Here is a 24,598-nt window from a genome sequence, read left to right as displayed (position 1 = left end):
CCTTTTGTCAAATTTTTTATTAAAAAAATCGCCGATTTCTTTTAAACGGCGATTTTTACTTATTCTTCTTCGGGATTATAGTTGACTATGGCTACCATCTTTCCATCTTTATCTTTTATTTTTCTTATTTTTTTATCAAAGTCTAATCTTTTCATCCATATATTTTTATCGCAACCTAGACATTTTAGTTTTATGTCTGCTCCCATTCTTTGGATTTGCCATAAGTTTTCTCCGCATGGATGACCTTTTTTTAGACTTACTATATCGTCTACTTTATATTTCTTCATTTTCTTCATACTCCACTAGGGCGCTTTTTATTTTTCTTTTTTCCATTTCATATTTTATCATCTCACGAGCCTGTCTTCCTATTTGCCATTGCTCACCATCTTTTACTGTTGCAGTAATTCTCACCTTATAAGAGAAGGCTTCTAGAGAATTGATTTCAAAAATCTTAAATCTCTCTTTAAATAGTCCTTTATTTTCTTCTTTGTTTGCTAGCTTCATACTGATATCATCGACCATGTCTTTTATTTCATCTAGAGGTGTATCATATGATACTGAAAATGTCGTATCAGCAATCATTTCTCCCCTATTAAAATTTTGGACACTGGTTATTTGTGAATTTGGTATTATATGAAGCGATCCGTTAAAATCTCTTACTTTTGTTACTCTAAAGTCTAAGTCTTCAACTTCTCCTTCTATACCTGCTACCTTTATCCATTCTCCAACTCTTATCTTATCATCTACTATGATTAGGATTCCTTTTATGAAATCTTCAATGACAGTTTGAGTCCCTAAAGCTAGCGCCACACCTCCAACTCCTGCTGTTGCTATTAGGGTTGAGGTGTTTATTCCAAACAAATCTAGTATTAGGGTTATTGCTATAAATATTATCACCACTCTTATAACTGAATATATAGCATTTGATATGGTGTTTACCATGTTTTGATTAAGAGATGATTTTTGAACAGCTTTTCCTTCTAGCAACTTATTAACCAATTTTTTTAGGACCTTCAATATAATTTTGCTAGCAATGAAAATTATTGCTATGGCTACAAGGGCGAATATGATCCTATTTTTCATCAAATCTCTTACAACTTGTGTATCTTCTATTTGATCAATCATTTATTATCCTTAATATCTCTTCCGTTAACTTTTCGTGAAAATCACTAGCTAAATGTATGCCGTCAATAAATCTTCCATGGACCTTCCTTGCATCTATCATATAAGTATCCTTCCTATGTGATAAATCTTCTTTGAAAATCTCATAGAGTAAGTCTATTTTATCGTTAGTCATTTTGTAGGTTGGAAATATGCTTTCCTCTTCAACATAACTAGGGATTATCAGAATTTTTTTTGAAACATCCGACATTTCTAGTATACTTTTTAGATTTCTATAGGCAAACTCTGCAGATACTCCATTCAAAAAGTCATTAGTCCCACCAAACACCACTAATATATCATTATCTTCATCCGCCTTAAATTTTTTGTATCTTGCTAACATTTCCTCAGTTGTTGATCCATTAACACCTAGGTTTCTAACTAGAAAGCCCGCCTTCTCGAGAAAGCGGGTATAGTTTTTATCTTCTACAAGATAGCCTTGTGTGAATGAATCGCCTAAGCATATTATCTTTGTCATATCTTCTTCAAGGCAAGACCCGTTCTTGATGGGATGTAGATCTTGATACCGTCATAGTCAGTTCCAGAAAGCTTTTCTGAGTGATAGATAAAGTCGTGACTTATCCTATCAAACCCTCCAAATCTTCCTTCGTCTGTATCCATAAAAACCTTAAATTCTCCTATATCGTGGATTGGCAATTGGAAAGATTCGTAGGAGTTTTCTGGGTGGAAGTTAAATATATACACTATATCCTTGTTTCTGAAGGCTATAATTTTCCTATCATTATCTATCCACAACCTGTATGTTTCACCCGCTAGCTGACTGTTTTTCTTAGAAAATTCAAGCATGGCATTGTCGAAATTGTTTAAAAATTGATATTTTAAATCTTTGGAGTCAGCTAAGGACCATTGGCGTCTAGCATAATGATAGGAATATCCATTACCTTCTCTCGGAAAGTCGATCCATTCAGGATGTCCGAATTCGTTACCCATGAAATTAAGATAAGCATCAGCACCCATGGATATTGTAATCCATCTTATCATCTTGTGAAGGGCAATCGCCCTATCGATAATCATGTTATGGTCATCTTTTCTCATATTCCAATACATTTCTTGATCGGCTAGCCTAAATATTGTAGTCTTTGATCCTACCAGAGCCTGGTCGTGGCTTTCTACGTAGGATACTCTCTTTTCTTCTGGTCTGTGAGTTGATAGTTCATACCACATCTTAGATAGGTCCCAATCTTCGTCTCGTTTTTCTAGAGATTTCTCCCAGAAATCCGGCATGCCCATAGCAAGTCTATAGTCAAAGCCAACTCCTCCATATTCTATAGGAAGGCACATTCCTGGCATACCGCTCATATCTTCAGCTATTGTTATGGCATCTTTTTTAATTTCACTTATAAGCTCATTAGCAAGCTGTAAGTAGTTTATGGCTTCTATGTCTGTATTCATAGAGAAGTATTTGGAATATGAGTCAAACACCTCTCCTCTTCCGTGATCTTTGTAAATCATAGAAGTTACACCATCAAATCTAAATCCATCGAAATGGTATTCCTCTAGCCAATATTTTATATTTGATAGGAGAAAATGGCATACTCCTGGTTTTTTGTAGTCGAATAATTTGGAATCCCAATCAGGGTGATTTCCTTTATCTCCATCATGGAAGAACTGGTAGCTTGTTCCATCAAATTCATTGATGCCTTCAGCTGTATTTTTTACAGAGTGGGAATGAACCAAGTCCATTATCACATTGATGCCTTCCTTGTGGCAGGAATTTACCAGTGATTTTAATTCGTCATTTTCTCCATACCAAGAGCTTGTAGCGAAGAAATTCGATACTTGATAGCCAAAAGACCCGTAGTAAGGGTGCTCTGCTATGGCCATAAGTTGGATTGTATTGTATCCGTCCTTTTTTATTCTCGGAAGGACATTTTTCTCAAATTCCTTGTAAGAAGAAACCTTTCCCTCTTCTCCAGCCATTCCTATATGGGCCTCATATATTAAAAGATCGTCTTTTTGGATTTTGAAGTCATCATCTTCCCATTTGAATTTCTTCCTAGGATTTTGGATAAGGGCCGCATAGTCAAGATCTTCGTTTCTCTCAACTCTAGTAGCATACAAAGGAATCCTATCTCTTATGGCTCCATTTGCATCTACCAAGACCTTGATCCTTGATTTGTGAGGGAGAGTCCTTATTCCCTTTATCTCGATTTCCCAATCTTCTTCATTTATTTTTGTAAGAGGATGGGAACGTCTGTCCCATCCATTAAAGTCACCTATAAGGTAGAGACCATCTGCATTAGGAGCCCATTCCCTATATATCCAGCCAGTTTTTGTCTTGTGAAAGCCGTAATAGTTATGTGCATTGGCAAATTCGGTGAGTCCTTTTCCATCTCCTAAAAGTTTTTCTTTTTGCCTTTCGTAAGATTCCATCCTCAAATTAATATCATTTTCGTAATCTTTAAGCCAAGGATCTATATTTAATATTTCCCACTTTGCCATAGCATACTCCTTACTTTCTTTTCTATAATTATTTTTCCAATACTTTTGCTGTTATCTCTTTTGGTACTTCTTCGTATCTTACAAATTCCATTGAGAATGAACCACGTGCTGATGTTTGACTTCTTAAATCAATTGCATAAGTTAGAACTTCTGCTAGTGGAGCTTCGGCAAGGATTACTTGACTTCCGTCTGCTTGTGGCTCCATACCGAGGATTCTTCCACGTCTCTTGTTCATATCTCCCATCACATCACCCATGTTAGCATCTGGAACATTTATTTCAAGTTTCATTACAGGTTCTAGTAAAATAGGATCTGCTTCTTCTATACCCTTCTTGAAAGCAATTTTTGCAGCAGTTTTGAAGGCTTGTTCATTTGAATCTACTGGGTGGTAGGATCCATCATATAAAGTCGCCTTGATTCCAGTAACTTTATAGCCGCCTAGTGGTCCTTCTGCTAGGGATTCTACTAGACCTTTTTCTACAGCTGGGAAGTAGTTTTTAGGAACTGCTCCACCGAATACTTCTTCGTCAAATACGAAGTCTTCATCAATCGGTTCAAATCTTATAAATACATCTCCGTATTGGCCTGCACCACCGGATTGTTTCTTGTGCTTTCCTTGAACATCTGATTTGGACTTAATAGTTTCCCTATAAGGAATCTTGTATTCTACGACTTCTGTATTTACTGAGTAGTTATCTTTTAGTTTATCCATCAAGACTTCTAGTTGGACATTACCAAGTCCTGATATGATAGATTGGCTTGTCTCTTGATTTCTTTCTTCCTTGAAGGTTGGATCTTCTTCAGCAAGCTTTTGTAAGGCTTCTGAAATCTTATCCTCGTCATTTTTGCTTAGGGCCTTGATAGCGAAAGATAAAACAGCTTGAGGATATTTGATTCTCTTATATTCTATTTTGTTTTCCTTAGTAGCTAAGCTGTCACCAGTTGATGCAGAATCTACCTTAGAGAAGGCTCCTATATCTCCTGCTACTAGCTTATCTACTTTTATTTGTTCCTTACCTCTAAGGACAAAGAGATTTGCTACTTTCTCTTCCACGTCCTTACTTACATTATATATCTTATCGTCTTTATTTATAGTTCCTGATAGGACTTTAAAGATAGAAATTTTACCTACAAATGGATCTGCTATTGTCTTAAATACTACAGCAGAGAAAGGTGCATCTTTATTTGGTTCGAATGCTTCATAGCCTTCTTTTACCCTGTAGCCTATATTTGCTGCCTCATCGTCAATTGCTGGCATGTATTTTATTATGCAGTCAAGAAGTGAAGTTAGGCCAATTTGTTTTTCGCTAGAACCTGCTATAAGAGGAACTACATCTCCTTCTAGTATCGCCTTTGATAAACCCTTCATAAATTCTTCTTCTGAGAATTCTTCTCCCTCAAAGAATTTCTCCATTAGGCTATCATCTGATTCAGCAACAGCTTCTATGACTTGGTTGTAGACTTCTTCAACCTCTGCCATTCTTATTTCAGGAATTTCCACTTCCTTTTTCTCATCATTTTCATAAGTGTAGGCTTTTTTATCGATTACATCGATAATACCTTCGAAGTCTTCTCCTTCACCTAACATCAAGGTTAGAGGGATAATTTTCTTGCCAAATTCTATATGCAGATCTGAAACAGCCTTGTTGAAGTTGGCGTTCTCTTTGTCTAATTTATTTACGAAAATTATAGAAGGTAGGTTGATCTCTTGGGTGTATTTCCAGTATTTTTCAGTTCCTACTTCTATACCACTTTCCCCATCTATAACAAAAAGTGCTGATTCTGCTGCTCTTAGAGCTTGCAAAACTTCACCTTCAAAATCAAAAAATCCAGGAGAATCTATAAAATTAATCTTGAAATCATCATATTCGATTGGAACTATTGAAGTTTGGAGGGAAATATTTCTCTTCTTTTCTTGTGTTTCATAATCTGAAACAGTTGTCCCTTCTTCAACCTTTCCCTTTTTATCGATCACACCAGTTTTAAATAATAGTGATTCTGTCAAAGAGGTCTTACCTGCTTTGGAGTGACCGACTAAAGCTAAATTTCTGATTTTTGATGTGTCATAATTTTTCATATTTACTCCTTTGTGAAAACATTTATTCTTTTGTATAATAAAATGCTCTTTTTAAAATTTATACTATAATTATATAGCAAAACGAAAAATTTATCCACTAATTAGAAAATGTTTTCACAAAGTCAATGAAAAAAGCCCCAAATCAGGGGCTTAAAGGATTATTTTCTTTTTAGATAATCTAATACAGTTAGAGACTTCCTTAGTTTATCGTCCGCTATATATTTATTTATAGCTCTTAGGGTTTTCTTGTTATCTCTAGTAGAGAAAATAAAATCTCCATTGCTTTTGGTATGAATGGCAAATCTCGTGATTTTCTTCTTAAAGATAACAGCTGCAGTCACAAGCCTAATTTCTTTCCGAGGTATTTGGATAAAATCAGCCTTGTTCCTGTCATTGTAATATTCAAAAGCCCTATCACCAACCATGACCTTACCTTGAGAAGTAAGGCCATTTAGGTTAGTGGCAGGGATAGTTAAATCGACTTTGGTATTTTGCGATTGAACCATTACATAATTCCAAAGAATCTAGCGATGATTCCTATTACGAATAGAGCAACTATTATAGCAATTGGAGATACATCTTTCTTTAGAAGTTTACAGATTCCTAAAGTTAGTAAAAGTGGTACAAGACCTGGAATCAAGCTATCCAAGTTATCTTGTAGGGTTGTTACCTTTACTGGATCTAGGGCTGTAGCACCTATGTTATGGTATTGAGTTAGGGCTTCTTTGATTCCTTCAGCTCCAGCTGGAAGAGATGCCCAGTCGATATATGAACCTGGTTGTTGAGTAATTTCTGATACATTTACTGTGAAGTTGATTGATACCCATCTTTGCACTAGGGCTCCTACTATAAACATACCTAGGATTGAAGCCATAAGGGTAACTCTACCTAGAAGTCCTCCAGATAGGTCTTTTGTTATTTCGTTACCTGCCCTATAGCCCATCTCTTGAGTCTTCCACTCAAATATATATCTTATTAGATTCCAAAATACAAAGAATATTATTGGACCTAGTGGGTTTCCTGAAAGAGCTAGGGATGCTCCTAGAGCTCCTAGAATTGGTCTTAGGGTAAACCAGAATACTGGATCTCCTACACCTGCAAGTGGTCCCATCATACCAACCTTAACACCGTTTATTGCCGCATCATCAATTGGAGTTCCATTTGCTCTTTCTTCTTCCATAGCAAGGGTTACTCCCATTACTGGACTTGATACGTATGGGTGGGTGTTGTAGAACTCAAGGTGTCTTTTTAGGGCTAGTTTTTGATCTTCTTTGTCCTTATATAAAGCCTTGATAGCAGGAATCATTGAGAAGGCCCAACCACCATTTTGCATTCTCTCGTAGTTCCAAGTTCCTTGGAGGAATTGGTGACGGTTGCATACCTTCCTACGAACAGATTGATTTAGGACAATTCTTTCTTCATTATTGTTTATGTTTTCAGTCATAATTGCTCCTTTTTAATAATCGTTTATGATATCGCCTAGAGGATCGCCTGAACCTTGTCCTCCACCTTGGTTACTTGTAGCAAGATTTTTAAGAGTCATATATACAATCGCAAGTACAACACCTATAACACCAAGGCCTATTAGGGTGATTTGATCGATTGCAGCGAAGACAAAACCTAGGGCAAAGAATGGCCAAGTTTCCTTTGTGCTCATCATGTTGATAACCATGGCATAACCTACAGCTGCTACCATTCCACCACCAACTGCCATTCCTCCTGTTAGCCAGTCTGGCATAGAGTTTAGGGCATCAGTTACTACCTTTGGTGGGATAAAGCAAAGAACGAGGGCTGGTATTGCAATTCTAAGTCCTTGCATACATACACCCATCCATGAAAGAACTTCAATCTTTCTAAAGTCAGCGTTTTCTGCTGCTGCATCCATTCCGTGAACCATTGGGATAGCTAGAGTTCTTGCTATCATTGTAAGGAATAGTCCTGCTACAGAAAGTGGGATTGCAAGCGTAATAGCAGTATTGATCGCACTAGTTACATTTTCGCTTCCTCCTTCTAGGGCAAGGACCATTATAATAGCACTAGCTACTTATGCGAGAGCTGCATCTGGGGCGACTGCCGCACCTACGTTTGCCCAACCGAGGGCTATCAATTGTAAAGAACCGCCCAAGATTATGCCTTCCTTTAGGTGACCTGTTACAAGCCCTATTAGGGTACAAGCAACAAGTGGTTGGTGAAATTGGAATTGGTCTAAGATTCCTTCACATCCTGCAAGAAAAGCTACAAGGACGATTAAAATAACATTAAGTATATTCATAATTTCTCCTATTAATTAATATTTAATTCTCTTTTAGCTTTTTTCATCAAATTGTCGAAATTTTCATTCTTGTCTGCTGGAACTTTTCTGACATCGATCTTTATCCCATGTTCTAGAATTTTGTCAAAACATTTTACATCGTCAGCATTCATAGAAACAGCATTTGTAAGGTTGATATCTCCTTGTTTATAAGCCATTGATCCTAGATTAACCTTATCTAGCTTTCCGCCTAGTTCTAAAAATTCTAGGACATCTTGTGGTTTTTCAAACAATAATAAAGCACGAGTTGACCCAAAACGTGGATCATCCATAATCTCCTTCATCTTCCAAATAGGAATTACGTGAGCCTTAACTCCTGGAGGAGCCGCTTCCATTACCATGCTTTTTCTTAGTTCATCTTTACTTACGCTATCACTTACTACGATGATTCTGTCAGGTTTTACTGATTTGGTCCAGCTCGTAGCGACTTGTCCGTGAAGAAGTCTTGTATCTATTCTTGCAAGACCAATATCGATCTTACCATCTCCAAGAACTGTTCCTTCTGGGATAGATCCCTTAGGGATATTATCCTCCTTGACTTCTGTAATAGCTTCTTCTACTGGATTAAGCTCTTCCGGCTTAATCTTAACTCCTTCTTTGGCTGATCCTACTATAGCCTTTGCTATATCGTGAGATTTCTCTGCAGTAAATCTCTCGCTTAAAGCTTCTATGACCATAGGAAGGTTCATGCCAGCAACAATTGCCCATTTATCCTCGTTTCCCTCAAATAAATTTGAGCTTTGGTTAAATGGTGTACCGCCCCAAAGGTCAACCAAGAAGAGAATCTCTTCAGTATTTAAGTTTTCAATGGCTTTTTCGAGATTTGCTCTAAAATCATCGGGCCCCATTGAAGGAAGTAGGCATACTGATTCGAATTTTTCTTGCTCGCCAAAGATCATTTGAGCGGATTCTTTGATACCATCGGCAAAACCGCCGTGGCTTGCGAGTATTATTCCTACCATACGAACTCCTTTCTTTCTAATAATACATTCGTACCATATCTATATTATAACACTTTGCACAAGAATCTATAAATTATTCAATCATTTGGGAAATCTATAGCAGCAAACTTCCTAGCTTCTGTCAAAATCCAGGAAGTATCAAGACTTATCTTAGAAAGTGCTCTTGCCTTTTTCATATCCCTTTGACTTATGATTTGTTGAAACTGTCTAAATTCATAGACCATCCTGTGACAAGGTTGATTTAAGTTTACTTCTCTAAAAACATTCTTAGCTGATTGTTTAATCCTAAAGGACGAAAAAGAATTGATAGCGTCAGTTATCTCTATACTTCCCCTATCTGTTTGAATAGTATTAACTAGACTTGCATCTGAGTCCTTGCTGCCTATGGCAATAGCCTTAAAGTCCCCATAGTCTAGGTAAAGGATGCCTGATGTATCAATCCCCTTTTCCATATTAGGAAAATACTCCACAGCCTTTGGCCTTCCAAAAAGCATAGAAAGGTAATCTACATTATAGAAATTGATATCCATAAGAGCCCCACCATTCATCGACTTATCAAATACTGGTGCGATATCCCCTTCTTTGAACTTATCGTATCTAGAAGAATATTGGGAATAGTTGAATGAGACGATTTTTATATCTCCCAACTTCTTAAGCTCATCTCTTACAGCTAGAGCATTAGGAATAAATCTATGGCTTGCTGCCTCAAGAACTATTAGTCCTTTAGCAAAGGCCCTAGCAAAAATTTCCTCACTCTCCTTTAAGTTTCCACAGAAAGGCTTCTCGCAAATAATATCCTTGCCTAATTCTATTACGTAATCCATCACTTCATAGTGGAGGATATTGGGAAGAGCGACATAGACTACCTCTACATTCTCATCTTCTATTAATTTTCTATAATCCACATAAAACTTGTCAATATTATATCTTGTAGAAAGCTTTCTTAGCTTATCCTCGCTTCTTTTAGTAGCAGCAATCGCTACAAGGTCGATTTCTTCAATATCTACTGCAAAAGATAAAAATCCGCCGACAATTTTGCCGGCACCAATTATTCCAAGCTTCATAACTCATCCTTTCAATGATTTTCTTAGTAAACTTACTCTAATATGATAACCTAAATTTTATAATGCGACAATATCTTTTCATAAGTTTTAATTATATAACGAAAAGATCCTTCCATATTATTATTTACTAGAATTCATAAGTAGTATAGTAATACAAATGGAGGAAATATGACTTACAATTTATTAAAGAAAGAAGAATTTGAAAACTTAGGCCTAACAGTTTTTCTCTATGAACATGAAAAGACTAAGGCCAATATTATATATGTTAAAACTTGTGACGAAAATAAGACTTTTGCTATAAGCTTTAAGACACCACCGACAGACTCTAAGGGCAAGGCTCATATCATGGAGCACTCTGTCCTTAATGGCTCAAAAAAATACAAGACCAAGGACCCCTTTATGGATATGGCTTCATCAAGCCTCGAGACTTTCCTAAATGCCATGACCTATCCTGACAAGACCGTCTATCCTGTATCAAGTGAAAACGATAAGGACTTTTCTAACCTAGTTGATGTGTACCTAGATGCAGTCTTTAATCCCCTAGCCATAGAGAAAAAGGAAATCCTAGATCAAGAGGGCTGGCACTATGAAATGGAAGATGGGAAAATCACCGGCATCTCTGGAGTTGTCTATAACGAGATGAAGGGAGCCTTGTCTGATCCTGAAAGTCTAATCTATAACGATATAAATTCGCTTTTATATAAGGGTAGCCCTTACGAATATGAATCTGGTGGTAATCCTAGAGAAATCGGTGATTTGACCTATGATGAGTTTGTTGATTTTTATAAAAACCACTACCAACCATCGAACTCACTAATTTATTTCTATGGAAATATGGACATCGACCCACTCCTTACCCGCTTGGACGAAGAGTATCTAAGCAAGTATGACTTTAAGGAATTTGATAATGAGATAGAAGTCAAGGAAAATTACTATCCTGAAATAATCGAAGGCACTTATCCAGCAAGCAAAATTGAGGAGGACTCCGACTATCTTTCCTATGCCTTTCTTGCAAGCTCTGCCCTCGATAGCAAAGACTATCTCACCCTTTCTATCCTTGTAAATACCATCTTTAATATGGACTCATCAAAGATTAGAAATGAAATTAATGAGAAACTTGCTCCAGAGTACTTCTACGCAAGGCCAGGCTACGGCAATAGGTCCTCCGTCCTAATCCAAGCCCAAAAGACTGACGGAGGTAAGGTCGATCAATTTGTAGAAATAATAGAGAAGGGCTTAGAAGAAGCAAGCAAAAATCTTTCTATAGAAAGTCTTAAGTCTGCCTTTTCTATCTTTGATTTTGCCCAAAGGGAGAGCTTAAACGATGCTAGTCGTGGACTTTCCTATTTACTTATGACAAATCCAGATGCTGATGTCTTTTCTGTATATAGGATGGTCGATACTCTAGATGAGCTAAAAAAGCTAATCGGGACTGGTTATTACGAGGATTTCATACAGAAGTACTTCCTAAATAATAAGACCAAGCTCGTCCATATAGCAAGAGCTGATGGTGATTATAGGAAAAAGCAAGATGAGGAATTTAATAAAAAAATCAGTAAATTAAACGAGGAAATGACTCCTGAAACTCTTAAAAAAATCGAAGGTGAACTAAAAGCCCTTAAAGATTATCAAAATAGGGAAAACTCACCAGAAGAGAAGGCTACAATACCAAGACTTAAGCTAAGCGATGTGCCTACGACTCTTCCTAAAATCCCTAGAGAAGTCCATGAGGATAAGTTTAAATTCGTCTACCATGAACTTGAAACAAGCGGTCTGATCTATGCTAATCTTTACTTTAATATAGACCATTTAAGCTTAGATGAAATGCAAAAGCTCCAATTAATCGGAGAACTATTAGGATCAATTGATACGGAAAATATTTCCTACAAGGATATAGATGATATAATATGGCAATATCTAACAGGGCTAAACTTTACTATAGCAAGCATTAGGATAAATGATGAAAAAATAGAAAACAACTTTAAAGTAACTTTCAAGACTACTAGAGAAAATATCCAAAAAGCTGTGGAAATAGTGAAGGACTTTTTGATAAATACCATCTTTGATGATCAAAAAAGAATACTCGAGCTTCTTAGGATAAGAAAGTCAGTCTTTGAGTCAACCATGTACGATCAGGGCCATCTCATAGCCTTAAATAGGAATAATTCCCATATAGATAAGCTATCTTATATCAAGGAGAAACTTTCTGGAATCGACTACTATCTTTTCATAAAAGATGCTATCCAAAAAGCAAGTGAAGACTTTGATACTTTTAGAATCGAGCTAGAAAATCTATATAGAAAAATCCTATCTAATGATCTGACCTTAAATATTACTGGAGATAGGAAGGATTTTGAAAGTTTAAAGGAAAATTTATTAGAAGAATTTGCCTTCCTTAATAAAACTTTCGATAAAAAATCTATAGTTTTCAACAAAACTCCAATAAAGGAAGCCATAGCATCCGATGCAAGTGTAAATTACATTTCCAAATCAGCAGACCTTAAGGATTTAGATCTTTCCTATAAGGGAAGCTTATCTCTTGAAAGCTCAATAATATCAAATCCTTATCTCTACGAGCTAATTAGAGCCAAGGGAGGAGCTTACGGAGCAGGGATGATTATAGATAGGTCAGCACTTTTTTCAACTTACTCCTACAGGGACCCTAATATAGAAAAAACTCTAGAAAACTATGATGAGATACCTGAAATCGCAAGAAATCTTGATATGGACGAAAGGGACTTCGCAAATCATCAAATATCCACCATGGGTAAGTTTCTAAGACCTAAGTCTCCTTCCCAAAAGGCAGATAGTGACTTTGTTAATTACAAGAAGGAAAATCCTAAAGATGAAGAGGAAATCCTAAAAGAGATTAAAGAAGCAGACTTATCTGATATAAGAGCCTTGGCAGATATTTTAGATAAGGCCCTCGCCTACAATAATATCCTTGTTTTCGGAAATAGAGGAAAAATCCTTGAGAAAAAAGACTTATTCGATAAGGTAATAGATCTTTCTGATTAATATAATTAATTTATATTACAATATATTTGAATTAATTTTATAATATCTTGATTTGTAGTATGATGTAATTAAGAAAACAAAAGGAAGAATTATGTCAGATAAAAACAAAAAACACAAAAAATCTTTTTATAACTACGCAGAAGATATAGAAAACTTCGACTTTGATGACATTCCTTTCGCAGAAATCGGAATAAAGATCAAAAACTCAATCAACGGAGCCATCAAAGCTTTCTCATCTTCTAGTAAGAAAAACTTGCCAGCGACAAGAAATCCAAAAGTTTGTGAGCAAAAGCCACCTCAAGCAGGATATAGCGTTTTAGCAAAAATCGCTTCAATAATTTCTGCCCTTTGCTTTTTTGCAATAACCATAGATTCCTTCACAGAAATGTCCTATGGTGGCGGATTTACTATGCTATTTGCTACCCTTATATCTTTTGCCCTTACTATAGCAGTTCCCTACGGACTATGGAAATTAGGAAATAGGTATAAGAGACTATCCGATAACTATGTAAGATTTCTAAGAGAGCTTGGAGATAATACGGTAATGTCCATTAGAGATCTGGCAAGTGGGGTTGCCCAAAGTGAAGAGCAAACCACCAAGGACCTCCTCTATATGATGAAGAAGAATTACTTCAAACAGGCAAGAATTGTAGAAGATGGCAAGATATTTATCCTAGATATCCCAACCTTCAAGCTATATAAGGAAAAGCTCGATAAGATTCCTTCTTACAGGAAAAACCTCACTGACGATGTAGAAGCTAGTGAGGAAAACCTATCGGTAGAGGACCTAAATAAGGAAAGATCCCAAGAGATCATTGCCGAGTCAATTTCATCTCTTGATAAGTTAAGCGAGAAGAGCGAAGAGATAGAAAGTCCTAGCTTTAAGGAGTCTTTAGGAAAGCTAATAGAAAATTCTACAGATATCCTAAAAATTATAGAAAAATATCCAGATAAGGCAACAGGTCTCGGCAAATTTTCGACCTATTACTTGCCAACAAGCCTTAAGCTTGCCGAATCCTACAGGGACTTCGAGCTTGTAAATAGTAGCGATTCTAGGATAGTAAAATCAATGGAAGATATCGAAGAATCAATCAAAACCATAGCCGAAGCCTTCGACAAGATGAAAATCGACCTCCTAGACGACAGGACCATGGATGTAAAGACGGAAATCGACACAATTAACCTCTTGCTCAAACAAGAGGGACTAACAGAAGATGATTGGAGTTAATATGAGCGATATAGAACTAAAACTAGACGGAGTATCAGAAGACGATAAGCTCGATACTATAAGTGATAAAGAAGTTGATCTAGTAGAAAATAAAATTACATTTTCTCCTGACGAAGAGAAGATGATCAATGAATTTTCCAAAAAAATCGACCTAGAAGATACAAATATAATCCTCCAATACGGATCTGGTGCCCAAAAGAAGATTTCAAACTTCTCAGAAAAGACCCTGGATACCGTAAGAAACAAGGACCTTGGAGAAATCGGAGGCCTCCTAGACAAATTGGTTGTCGATATAAAGTCAATGGATCAAGAAGAGACTTCTGGACCTTTGGGATTTTTTAAAAAACAAGTAAACAAGTTAGATGCCCTAAAATCCAAATACCAATCAGCAGAGAAGAACATTGGTGATATATCCAAAATCTTAGAAAACCATCAAATAACCTTGATGAAAGACATTTCCATGCTCGATCAGATGTATGAGCTAAATGAAGACTATTATAAGGAAATCTCAATGTATATAGAAGCTGGTAATAGAAAGCTTATGGCGACATATAACGAGGATATACCTGCCCTTGAATCCAAGGCTCGTGAGTCTAATCTCCCTCTTGACGCCCAGAAGGTAAACGACCTAAAGGCTCAGGCCAACCGCTTCGAGAAAAAGCTCCATGATTTGGACCTTACGAGAATGGTCTCAATCCAAATGGCTCCACAAATCAGGATGGTCCAATCATCAAACTCAATTATGGCAGAAAAAATTCAAACAACCATAGTAAACACCATTCCACTCTGGAAAAACCAAATGGTCCTAGCCCTCGGTATGAATCACACCGACCAAGCCATAAGGACCCAAAAGAGAGTTGCAGACTTAACCAATGATCTCTTAAGGAAAAACGCAGATACCCTAAAACAAAACACAATCGAGACAGCCAAGGCCACAGAACGTGGAATAATCGACCTAGATACTATAAAACATACCAACGAGGCTTTGATTTCAACTATAGAGGAAGTTAGAAATATCCAAATCGAGGGTAAGAAGAATAGAGAGCTTGCCAAAGCTGAAATCAAAAGCTTAGAAGAGGAACTAAAAAGAAATCTTAACAAATAAGGAGATAAAATGACTGAACAATTAGAATTTAAATTCGACTGCCAAATGTTAATAGCAGGCGAGAACCTAGATGAAGACGAAATATTTGACTATATAACAGAAAACCTAGAAGGAGACAGCCTCCTTGCTGTAGGAGATGAAGATCTAATAAAAATCCACTTCCACTCAAATAAACCTTGGGAAGTCTTGGAATACGCAGCAAGCCTTGGAGAAATCCACGACATAGTAGTAGAAAATATGCAAAGACAAGCCGAAGGCCTTCAAGGCTAAAATATTTTATTTAAAAATAGTCTATTAAAGGAAAAAATCCTCTAATAGACTATTTTTAGTCTAATAATTCTTTAAGCCTGCCAATAACCTTGTAGTCAACTTTCTTCAATTCTTCTATGTTTTTGACTCCGAGTAGGCACATTATTATTTTCATCTTGTATTGCAAATCTTTTAGGAATTCTTCGCAAACCTCGTAGCCTCCGTGGAGGAGATATCTTAGGACTTCTCCGCTCATAGCAGCCATGTCAGCTCCTATGATAATTGATTTTACGATATCTGTCGCATTTCTTATCCCGCCAGATGCTATGATAAAGACATCTTCCGACACACTTCTTACATCTATGATGGACTTTGCTGTAGGGATTCCCCAATCGTAAAATTCAGAAAAGTCTGTTTCTACATCTCTTAAATCTTCAATCTCTATGAAGTTGGTACCACCCTTTCCGGCTACATCGATGTATGCTACTCCCATATCTAGTAGCTTACTGGCGACACTTTTAGAAATCCCTGATCCTGTTTCTTTTACTATAATAGGGATATCGAGCTTTTCTACTAGATTTCTAATGTTTTCACCAAGTCCACTAAAGTCCCTATCTCCTTCCGGCATGACTAGCTCCTGGGCTATGTTTAGGTGGACTTGCATAATGTCTGCATCTATCAAATCTTTGGCGAAGATAAAATCTCCAAGGCTTCTCTCAGATCCTAGATTTCCTATTTTTATTATATTCTTATCCTTTAGGATAGTGAAGGAATCACGGCTTTCTTCATCCTTTATGGCTATAGCCTCACTACCTGAGGCCATGGGTATGCCTACTGCTTCACAGATTGAGGATAGGTCTTCGTTAATATCACTTCCAGCTTCTCCTCCTCCTGTCATGGCGTTAACCATCAAGGGCATGGATATAGTTCTCCCTAGAAAGTCAATCGATGTATCAATCTCTTCCATATTCACATTAGAAAGAGCATTGTGCTCAATGTAGATATCTTCTAGTAAGGTATTTGTTATGATTTCACTTTTGAGATAATTTTCTATATGTTCATCTTTTCTTCGTCTTCTATCTTCCATTTCCCACCTATCATTCATCTTTATCACTAGTATCAGACTTTTCTACCTTTTCCTCAGCTTCCTTTGGACTTTCTTCCTTTTCTTCTTTTTCTTTAGGAGCTTCTTCAGGAAGAGCCTCTTCTACCTCTTCTTCTACATATTCTGGCTCATAATATTCGTACTCATAGCTAGGGGCTGGTTCATAGTAATGTGGTTCGGTATCTTCTATTATTTCTTGCCTAACAGGGGCCTCTACTTCTGCCTGTGGAACTGGATCTTCTTTGACTTGGTTTTTTCTTCCATCTAGGATATTCCCATCCTCATCTATACCCGCCTTGGTCCTGTCCCAATTTCTAAGCTTAAAGTTTTCAAACTCCTTATCTACTAATCTCCAAGTCTTCTCAAATTCTGGTAGATAGTAGCTAGTCCCTTCCATAGTTTGCTCTCTACCTGGAACTGTAAATGTTGAAACACTATCAGATGAGAATTTGTCGATATTGTTAGTCAAATCCATAAGAACTGACATTGGTAGGTTAGTTTTTACATATTTTAAATAGTTAGTTACAAAAGTCGTTAGATTGATATTTTCTGACTTTTCTACTATTTGATCTACCATGGCCTTTATAAAGCCTTGTTGGGCCTTAACTCTACCTATATCACCGTTTTCATAAATTTTCCTAGTTCTTAAATACCATAGGGCGTGTTGACCGTCGAAATGATTCATCCCTTCTCTAATCTTGAGGCTTCCTACATCTATAGATACTCCCTTAGGAACATCGAAGTCCACCCCTCCTAACGCATCTATTATATTTTCCACAGCCTTATAGTTTACCTGGACGTAATAGTCGATATCAAGCCCTAAGAAATTCCTTAGAGTCTGAATGGTAAGCTCTATTCCACCGAAGGCGTGAGCGTGGTTTACCTTATCGAATTCTTGTCTAATCTTAACCCTGGAGTCTCTTGGTATAGATAAGATGTCGATTTTACCTGTTTCAGTATTAGCTTTGACTAACATTATGGTATCAGTTCTTGTAAAATCATCATTGTCATCATCGTCTGAGTTCTTATCTACTCCAACAAGTAAAAATAGGTGTTCGTGTTCATTACTTGCTATAGCATCGTCATCAAAGGAGAAATCATCCCCATAGGTTTTCTTAAGTTCATTATTTTCAAGCCTATCAAGGATGGTATTAGATCCAAAATAGGCTATTATTGCGACAAAAACTACAGCCACAAATCTTTTTATCTTCATTATCATTCCTTATCTAATTTTAGTAAATCTTCTCTAGCTATTATTATATTCGAAATAAATACTCCTACAAGATGAAAAACCAATCTTAATATTCTAAAAAAAGGAGCCTAAGCTCCCTTATGATTTTAATATCTTCCCTTGTATTTGAGGGCTTCTGCCATGGATTTGATTGCCACCATGAAGGAAGCCTCTCTCAAATCGACATTTTCCTCTTCTGCCATATCGAAGATTCTTTCAAAGACCCTAAGCAGATCTCCTTCTTCCTTATCCTTAACCTTGTCATAGTCAAAATAATATCCAATTTGGTTTTGGATCCATTCGTAATGACTTACTAGGACTCCACCAGAGTTGGCTAAGATATCTGGTATAAGGGTAACCCCCTTATCTTCAAGGACTTGTGCTGCACCTGGACTTGTTGGACCATTTGCCCCCTCTGATATGACCTTGGCCTTTATAGTTTTTGCGATTTTCTCTGTGATCACATTTTCTAGAGCACAAGGAAGGATTATATCTGTATCTAGGGCAAAGAATTCTTCGTTACTAATCTTTTTAGAATCAGCGTAGTCTAGGACTGAAGATCCACCTTCTTTTAATTTCCTTAATTCCTCCACATCTAGGCCATCTTCATTAATAATAGCAGAAGAACCTGAAGGAGCCTTCCTATCACTTGCATTTACAGAAATTAGCCTTGCTCCAAAGTCAGTCATGTACTTAGCAGCGAAGTAGCCTACATTACCAAAGCCTTGGCAAATAAATGTTTTCCCTTCAAGGCTCTCATCTTTTCTTTCGTAAGCATATTTTACTGCAAGGGCTACGCCAAAACCTGTCGCCTGGTCTCTTGCAAAGGATCCTCCTAGGGCAAGGGGCTTTCCTGTAAAGGTCGCAATGTCCTCCCTTCCCTCATTTAAAGTTACATATTCATCAATGAAATATCCCATAATCTTGGCATTTGTATTTACATCAGGAGCTGGAATATCTATTCTACTTCCTAAATAATTATTAGTAGCACGAACAAAACCACGTGATAGGCTTTCGATTTCTCTTTCAGAAAGCTCTTTAGGATCTACAATGACACCACCCTTGCCACCTCCTAAAGGAAGTCCCAAAAGAGCGACCTTGATACTCATCATCATTGAAAGAGCCATCACTTCTTCTCTTGTAACATTTTTATCAAATCTTATCCCACCCTTGGATGGACCTAGGGCGGTAGAATGGGCTGATCTAAAGGCCTTGAAGACCCTTGTTTTACCATCATCCATCTTTACAGGAATAGCAACTTCTATAAGTCTTTCTGGCTCTTTTAATATTTCATAAACAGTAGAATCTAGCTTAAGCTTATTGCAAGCCTTCTTGTACCTATCTCTAGTAGCTTCTAATATATCTAATTTCTCACTCATTATTGGCTCCTTAATTTGTTTTCTATTAATAATAATACATACAGACCTATTACTAGTCAATTTCTAAAAATAAAAACTTCCAAGACAAATATTATAGTCCTGGAAGCTTCTTTACTCCTTAGCTCCTAGAAGCTTGTCTATAGTAGTTAGGCTATCCCTGTAGGAATATGAAATTATATCAGGAGTCGTTGGATTTTCCTCGTTGATTTTCCCTGCTGGATCATAGCCTAGGGTGTTGGTATAGGTAAAGACAAGGCCTGAGTTAGGCATCACAGAATTGATCACCCCAAGGGTTATCCCATCTCCACCACTTGTATTTCCTATAAGGGTTGCAGTATTTGAATACTTCATAAAGTTAGCAAATCCTTCCGCTGCCGAAAATACATTCCCATCTACCAATAGATACATAGAACCATCAAAGCCATAGTCCTTGCTTGAAGTGTCGGGGTTTACTGTTATTATATCCTTCATGTAAAAGTCAAATCGCTTTAAGTCTTCTTCATTATCGAGTTTGATCGCCGATATATCCACATTAGAAAGTCTTTCGACATTATAGCTATCGTCAGAAAACATAAGCTTTGCCTGGTTGGACTCTTTGAAAAATAGATTATTAGTTACAGACTTTGGCCCAGTGATAAGCTTTGGGAGGAGGAAGTTTTGCCAATATTCCATATTACCCCCGGCATTTCCCCTAATATCAACTGCAAGGGCCTTGTAGAGGTGTTTGTTTTTTAAGAATTCTTTTAGGACCTTGAGGTCTTCAGTATATTTCTCGCTTCCTGCCATAGATTTCACCCTAAGTATGGCTATATCATCGCTTGCTTCTTCGAATTCAAGGTTACTAGTAGTATCTGGTTTAAAAAAAGCAGATCTTCTTGAAAGACCCAAGGGACTTTCTACATCACTTTGGACTCCATCTAAGCCGTATCTGTTTCTTACGACCTGCCTGTTTAGATTTAAAAATTCATAGTAAATCGAAGCTGACTTCCAGTTTTTTGAAAAATATATGAGGGTCTTTTCTACATAGGCCTTATCGGCAATTCTTGTATGATTATTCCTTAAATCTCCACAAATCTCTTCCATAACCTTCCTAAAGTCTTCGTCGTTTTCGCAGCCTTCTACCATCTTCTTGTATTTATCATAATTATTTAGAAAGTCTATCTTGTGTTTTCTCTTCAAAACTCCAAAGAAGGGGTAATTGTTTTGAATTTGATTGAAGAAATAGTCGAAATCTTCTAATCTTTCTTCCTTGCTTAACTCTTTAGGTCTTTGGGCCTTTGGGACTTGAAGTCTTAGGGGCTCGTTAAGGTTTTTATACCACTTTAGGTACTCATCAACTGTAAAGCCTGTGATATTGTCAGGGAAGAAGCTACCATCAGATAGGATAATTCCTGAGTTATCGTAATCTCTCATGGCCCTTTTGCTTTTCATAGAATCAAGCCTTCTACCAACGCATGAAGTCATGAGAATTAAAGATAGGATGATAGTTACAAGCTTTAATCTCTTATTCATCTAGAAATCCTCCATTTAATACCAAATCTCTCTTGTAGAGATCGTAGAGTAGGGGGATGTTTCCTATAGGATTTACCAGAGAATATATTATGATAAACACTATAATGAAAGAAAGTCTATTCTGCTCAAGTCTTCTGATAGAAGCTTGGCTATAGTTTTTATTTTTAAGGTTGGCGAAGGAAAATACAAGGGCAAAGACTCCAAAAACTATCTCAAAAATCTCCCTATAATAAATGCCGAATGCAAGGACGCCGCATCCTGCCAGAAAATACAAGAGGCTGCTTAATTTTACTAGGTTGTTATATCTTTTTATGAGATTTCTTTCTCTCTTATTTCTCTTTCGCATATCATAATTCCAAATTCGGGTAGACTTTCATGAAATTATCGTCTACGACTCCGTTTTTATAATTTAAGAAACCCGCCATGGCAACCATTGCCGCATTATCTGTGCACAAAATTACAGATGGATGATAGAATTTGATTCCTTCCTTATCGCATTCTTCCTTAAGTCTTTCCTTAAGCCTAGAATTTGCAGCAACTCCCCCGCTTACGGCGAGAGTCTTTAGGCCTGTTTCTTTAAGAAGCATCATGGACTTATCTACTAAAACATCTACAACAGCTTCTTGAAAGCTTGCCGCAAGATCAGCCTTATTTACTTCTTCGCCTCTTTGTTCAAGCTTGTGGGCGTAGTTTAGGACTGCTGTCTTAAGACCTGAAAAGGAAAAATCATAAGATCCCTTCTCAAGCATCACCCTAGGAAAGTCTATAGCGTCTTTATTGCCTTTCCTGGCTAGCTTATCGATCTTTGGACCTCCTGGATAGCCAAGTCCAATTTTTCTTGCAACCTTATCGAAGGATTCGCCTGCTGCATCATCTAAGGTTTTTCCGATGACTTCATAGTCAGTATAGGAATTGACCTTACATAGGTAGGTATGACCTCCGGATACGACTAGACTTATGAAGGGAGGTTCTAGGTCCTTGTTTGACAAATAGTTGGCGCAAATATGCCCTTGCATGTGATTGGCACCAATCAAAGGAGTCCCTGTCGCAAGGGATAGACCCTTGGCTGCTGAAATCCCAACCAAGAGCGATCCCATAAGCCCTGGTCCCTTGGTTACTGATATAAGATCTATATCTTCATAGCTTAGGTTTGTATCGGCTAAGGCCTTCTCTATTAGGGGATTTATGGCTTCAAGATGCTTCCTGCTTGCAATCTCTGGCACGACTCCCCCGAAAAGTGCATGAATATCAATCTGTGATGATATCAAATTCACCAATACTTCTCTATCATTTTTGAGAATCGCAACAGAACTATCGTCACAGCTTGTCTCGATTCCCATAGTATAAAAATCACTCATATAATTTCCTTTTCATATTGTAGGCATCTTCTCCTAATTTTTGATAATAATTTTTCCTGATGCCATCTTTTTCAAAGCCAAACTTTTCATAAAGTCCTATAGCCTTAAAGTTTTTGACAGAAACTTCTAACCAAATTTCCCTAGCCCCACTCTCCTTACTATTTTCTATAAGATGAGAGAGGAGTTTTCTGCCAATGCCACGCTTTCTAAAGTCTTCATCTACTGCTATGGTAAAGATTTCCACAAGGTCTAGGACCTTGCTCGCTATGTAAAAGCCTACTATTTCACCCTCTAGCTCATATACGTAGTGGTTTAAGAACGAATTAGCAGTAAGGTCTTTTATAAGATTCTTCTTAGTCCACGGTTCGAAGAATGAAGCATTTTCAATCTCGTAAACCCTATCGGCGTCCTTTATTTCCATTCTTCTTATCATTTTTGGCTAACTCTCTTTCTGCCTGACTGGCTCTAAGGTAGTTCGGAACAATCTCATACAGCTCTTTTTTCGGAAAGTCTTCCTCTATGGCAATCTTTACCAGAGACCTTCCTATAGAATTATTGAAATTTAAAGGAAGGCTTATAGCTTTATCAAACTTATCCTCATATTTTTCATTCAAAGTTCCGATAAGCTCAACATCACGTCCTAGGTCATTTACCCTACTTGCAAAGTCATCTATGGTATACAAATCTTCCTTAATAACTTCATTAAAGTTTTCATCATATGCTGCCGCATAGACTCTATTACCCCTGGCATCTATCATTGGGACCTTTAATCTAGCTGATGATGAATTGTTAGCAAGGGCTAGGAGGGTTGATATGGCAATAAGATCCTTACCTGTAGCTTGAGCTAGGGTCTTTGCTATGGTCATCCCAATCCTAAGGCCTGTAAAAGATCCTGGTCCCTTGCCAATAACGAACTTGTCTATATCTCCTACCTTCATTCCCAAAAGATTTAATAAGGTTTCAATCATTGGAACCAGGGATTCGCTGTGAGTTTTTTGTTGGTTGACATTAAAATCTCCAATAATCTCTATCCCATCTGACACAGTTACGGTAGAAATCATTGTAGATGTATCAATTGCTAAAATATTCATTTATTTCACTTCCTCTAATTGACCCAGAGTCAATTGTAATCTCTCTCTCATTTTCTCCCAATTTTTCTATCCTTATATCTATCATATCTTCAGGCAAGTAAGGCCTTACATTTTCTGCCCATTCTAGTATTGTTATGGCATCTTCCGGATAGAAATACTCCTCGAAATCTATATCGAAGATATCTTCTGGCTCATCAAATCTATAAAGGTCCAAGTGATAGATTTTCTTATCCCCCTTATAGATATTTACAATGGCAAAAGTAGGAGAAGAAGAGTCCTCTATGGCAAAGTACTCTGATATATAGCCAGTTAGAGTAGTCTTTCCCGCTCCCATGTCTCCCTTAAGATTTATAACATCGCCCTCCTTTAACAGAGAAGCGAATTTATTCGCAAATTTTTTTAATTCTTCTAAGTTTTTAATAATCATAATTCCTCTTAGCTTCTATTATACTAAAGAAGGCCCAATAAAAAAAGCCCAACCACAATGATTGAGCTTAAGAATCTCTTCTTATCTTCTTTTGATGATTGGGGAAACTCTTTTATAAATTAATTCTGTTACAAAACTTGCTACAAGGCCTTTGACAATATTAAATGGTGCAATAGATAAAAGCATTAGGCTAAAGTAGCTTTTAACTAGACCATTTGACTTAGCTGTCATTCCCACAAAGGCATTTAGGTCAAGGCCCATAACCTTAGCATAGGTTGGGAAAACTATAAATGCGTTTGAAAGTGTAGCAACTGCAGTCATCGCAACAACTCCAAGAGCCAAAGAAAAGATAGCTGTCTTTTTAGTCTTTCTATTTTTATAAATACTTGATGAAACATAGACAAAAACTGCTCCGACTATAAAGTTAGAAAGTTCTCCAACTCCACCTGTAGTAGTCTTAGTTAGATTTAAGATGTTTTTTACAAGTTGGATTAAAACACCATACCAAGGTCCCATAGCAAAGCCACCGATAAGGGCTGGCACATCAGCTAGGTCAACCTTCATAAAAGGTGGGGCTATTGGTATTGGAAACTGGATAAACATCAATACATAGGCAAAGGCTGCCAAGATACCAACTTTAACAACTGAGTTTAAACTAAATGTTTTACTTCTATTCATACTTCCTCCTTATGGGCAATAAAAAATGCCCGATATCAGGGCAAAAAAAGCAGATTAATATTAATCTTCTTTCATCCAGACTTTACTGTCGGTATTGGAATTGCACCAATTCAGTCAAATAGACTCGCGGACTTTACCGCCGGTTAAGGAATTTCACCTTTCCCTGAAGATATCGCTAA

Annotated in this window: 23 protein-coding genes, 1 pseudogene and 1 riboswitch; of the genes and pseudogenes, 4 read left to right on the top strand and 20 right to left on the bottom strand. The window is 37.1% G+C overall.

Annotated features, from left to right (window positions below; all coding sequences use genetic code 11):
* Nucleotides 1–59: 59 nt before the first annotated feature.
* The 10 genes and pseudogenes from RCH56_RS03185 to RCH56_RS03140 form a co-directional block, all read right to left on the bottom strand.
* Nucleotides 60–287: a DUF951 domain-containing protein gene (locus RCH56_RS03185; RefSeq protein WP_015777174.1), complete on the bottom strand. Its 228-nt coding sequence runs from the start codon at nt 285–287 to the stop codon at nt 60–62.
* Nucleotides 274–1,125 (bottom strand): mechanosensitive ion channel family protein, encoded by an 852-nt coding sequence (locus RCH56_RS03180; protein WP_306483551.1) that lies wholly within the window; start codon nt 1,123–1,125, stop codon nt 274–276. The genes RCH56_RS03185 and RCH56_RS03180 overlap by 14 nt, the downstream gene beginning before the upstream one ends.
* On the bottom strand, nt 1,118–1,639 hold the full coding sequence (locus RCH56_RS03175) for a GDSL-type esterase/lipase family protein (RefSeq protein WP_306483550.1): 522 nt from the start codon (nt 1,637–1,639) through the stop codon (nt 1,118–1,120). The genes RCH56_RS03180 and RCH56_RS03175 overlap by 8 nt, the downstream gene beginning before the upstream one ends.
* Entirely contained in the window at nt 1,636–3,624 is a 1,989-nt protein-coding gene (locus RCH56_RS03170) for an alpha-amylase family glycosyl hydrolase (protein ID WP_306483549.1), read from the bottom strand. The genes RCH56_RS03175 and RCH56_RS03170 overlap by 4 nt, the downstream gene beginning before the upstream one ends.
* Before the next feature lie 28 nt (nt 3,625–3,652).
* Nucleotides 3,653–5,701, bottom strand: coding sequence for an elongation factor G (gene fusA, locus RCH56_RS03165; RefSeq protein ID WP_306483548.1), 2,049 nt, complete (start codon nt 5,699–5,701; stop codon nt 3,653–3,655).
* 158 nt (nt 5,702–5,859) lie between these two features.
* Complete coding sequence (locus RCH56_RS03160) at nt 5,860–6,207, bottom strand: DUF956 family protein (RefSeq protein ID WP_297378248.1); 348 nt, start codon at nt 6,205–6,207, stop codon at nt 5,860–5,862.
* Nucleotides 6,207–7,145, bottom strand: coding sequence for a PTS system mannose/fructose/sorbose family transporter subunit IID (locus RCH56_RS03155; protein ID WP_105301249.1), 939 nt, complete (start codon nt 7,143–7,145; stop codon nt 6,207–6,209). Before RCH56_RS03155 ends, RCH56_RS03160 begins: the two co-directional genes overlap by 1 nt.
* A 12-nt stretch (nt 7,146–7,157) precedes the next feature.
* Nucleotides 7,158–7,973 (bottom strand): annotated as a pseudogene (locus tag RCH56_RS03150) (PTS mannose/fructose/sorbose transporter subunit IIC).
* 11 nt (nt 7,974–7,984) lie between these two features.
* Nucleotides 7,985–8,974: a PTS sugar transporter subunit IIB gene (locus RCH56_RS03145; RefSeq protein ID WP_306483547.1), complete on the bottom strand. Its 990-nt coding sequence runs from the start codon at nt 8,972–8,974 to the stop codon at nt 7,985–7,987.
* A gap of 77 nt (nt 8,975–9,051) precedes the next feature.
* Nucleotides 9,052–10,038 carry a Gfo/Idh/MocA family protein gene (locus tag RCH56_RS03140; RefSeq protein WP_306483546.1) on the bottom strand — a complete coding sequence of 329 codons (987 nt, stop codon included), beginning with the start codon at nt 10,036–10,038 and terminating at the stop codon, nt 9,052–9,054.
* 168 nt (nt 10,039–10,206) lie between these two features.
* Between RCH56_RS03140 and RCH56_RS03135 the strand changes: the two genes are divergently transcribed.
* The 4 genes from RCH56_RS03135 (at nt 10,207) to RCH56_RS03120 (ending at nt 15,659) form a co-directional block, all read left to right on the top strand.
* Nucleotides 10,207–13,056, top strand: coding sequence for an insulinase family protein (locus RCH56_RS03135; RefSeq protein WP_306483545.1), 2,850 nt, complete (start codon nt 10,207–10,209; stop codon nt 13,054–13,056).
* Nucleotides 13,057–13,147: 91 nt separating this feature from the next.
* A complete protein-coding gene (locus RCH56_RS03130) occupies nt 13,148–14,284 on the top strand; it encodes a 5-bromo-4-chloroindolyl phosphate hydrolysis family protein (protein ID WP_306483544.1) in 1,137 nt (378 codons plus the stop codon).
* 1 nt (nt 14,285) lies between these two features.
* Nucleotides 14,286–15,389 carry a toxic anion resistance protein gene (locus RCH56_RS03125; RefSeq protein ID WP_306483543.1) on the top strand — a complete coding sequence of 368 codons (1,104 nt, stop codon included), beginning with the start codon at nt 14,286–14,288 and terminating at the stop codon, nt 15,387–15,389.
* A gap of 9 nt (nt 15,390–15,398) precedes the next feature.
* On the top strand, nt 15,399–15,659 hold the full coding sequence (locus RCH56_RS03120) for a hypothetical protein (RefSeq protein WP_015777160.1): 261 nt from the start codon (nt 15,399–15,401) through the stop codon (nt 15,657–15,659).
* A gap of 55 nt (nt 15,660–15,714) precedes the next feature.
* On the opposite strand, the gene fni is transcribed toward RCH56_RS03120, so the two are convergent.
* The 10 genes from fni to RCH56_RS03070 form a co-directional block, all read right to left on the bottom strand.
* Entirely contained in the window at nt 15,715–16,725 is a 1,011-nt protein-coding gene (gene fni, locus RCH56_RS03115) for a type 2 isopentenyl-diphosphate Delta-isomerase (protein ID WP_306483542.1), read from the bottom strand.
* A 10-nt stretch (nt 16,726–16,735) separates the two neighbouring features.
* Entirely contained in the window at nt 16,736–17,956 is a 1,221-nt protein-coding gene (locus RCH56_RS03110) for an LCP family protein (protein WP_306483541.1), read from the bottom strand.
* A gap of 125 nt (nt 17,957–18,081) precedes the next feature.
* Nucleotides 18,082–19,353: a Glu/Leu/Phe/Val dehydrogenase gene (locus RCH56_RS03105; RefSeq protein WP_306483540.1), complete on the bottom strand. Its 1,272-nt coding sequence runs from the start codon at nt 19,351–19,353 to the stop codon at nt 18,082–18,084.
* Nucleotides 19,354–19,464: 111 nt separating this feature from the next.
* On the bottom strand, nt 19,465–20,865 hold the full coding sequence (locus RCH56_RS03100) for a S41 family peptidase (protein ID WP_306483539.1): 1,401 nt from the start codon (nt 20,863–20,865) through the stop codon (nt 19,465–19,467).
* Nucleotides 20,858–21,211, bottom strand: a complete 354-nt coding sequence (locus RCH56_RS03095; RefSeq protein ID WP_297378195.1) for a hypothetical protein — start codon at nt 21,209–21,211, stop codon at nt 20,858–20,860. Before RCH56_RS03095 ends, RCH56_RS03100 begins: the two co-directional genes overlap by 8 nt.
* A gap of 1 nt (nt 21,212) precedes the next feature.
* Nucleotides 21,213–22,223: a tRNA (adenosine(37)-N6)-threonylcarbamoyltransferase complex transferase subunit TsaD gene (gene tsaD, locus RCH56_RS03090; RefSeq protein ID WP_306483538.1), complete on the bottom strand. Its 1,011-nt coding sequence runs from the start codon at nt 22,221–22,223 to the stop codon at nt 21,213–21,215.
* Nucleotides 22,216–22,656, bottom strand: coding sequence for a ribosomal protein S18-alanine N-acetyltransferase (gene rimI / locus RCH56_RS03085; RefSeq protein WP_306483537.1), 441 nt, complete (start codon nt 22,654–22,656; stop codon nt 22,216–22,218). Before rimI ends, tsaD begins: the two co-directional genes overlap by 8 nt.
* Nucleotides 22,622–23,314 carry a tRNA (adenosine(37)-N6)-threonylcarbamoyltransferase complex dimerization subunit type 1 TsaB gene (gene tsaB / locus RCH56_RS03080; protein WP_306483536.1) on the bottom strand — a complete coding sequence of 231 codons (693 nt, stop codon included), beginning with the start codon at nt 23,312–23,314 and terminating at the stop codon, nt 22,622–22,624. The genes rimI and tsaB overlap by 35 nt, the downstream gene beginning before the upstream one ends.
* A complete protein-coding gene (tsaE, locus tag RCH56_RS03075) occupies nt 23,295–23,741 on the bottom strand; it encodes a tRNA (adenosine(37)-N6)-threonylcarbamoyltransferase complex ATPase subunit type 1 TsaE (protein ID WP_306483535.1) in 447 nt (148 codons plus the stop codon). The genes tsaB and tsaE overlap by 20 nt, the downstream gene beginning before the upstream one ends.
* Before the next feature lie 81 nt (nt 23,742–23,822).
* Nucleotides 23,823–24,419 carry an ECF transporter S component gene (locus tag RCH56_RS03070; protein WP_306483534.1) on the bottom strand — a complete coding sequence of 199 codons (597 nt, stop codon included), beginning with the start codon at nt 24,417–24,419 and terminating at the stop codon, nt 23,823–23,825.
* Nucleotides 24,420–24,478: 59 nt separating this feature from the next.
* Nucleotides 24,479–24,594, bottom strand: a riboswitch (FMN riboswitch).
* Nucleotides 24,595–24,598 lie beyond the last annotated feature (4 nt).

Source organism: Anaerococcus sp. (assembly GCF_030825785.1).
Classification (GTDB): Bacteria; Bacillota; Clostridia; order Tissierellales; family Peptoniphilaceae; genus Anaerococcus.
Note: the sequence above shows the minus strand (reverse complement) of the source record. Positions and strands in the feature narration are given on the sequence as shown.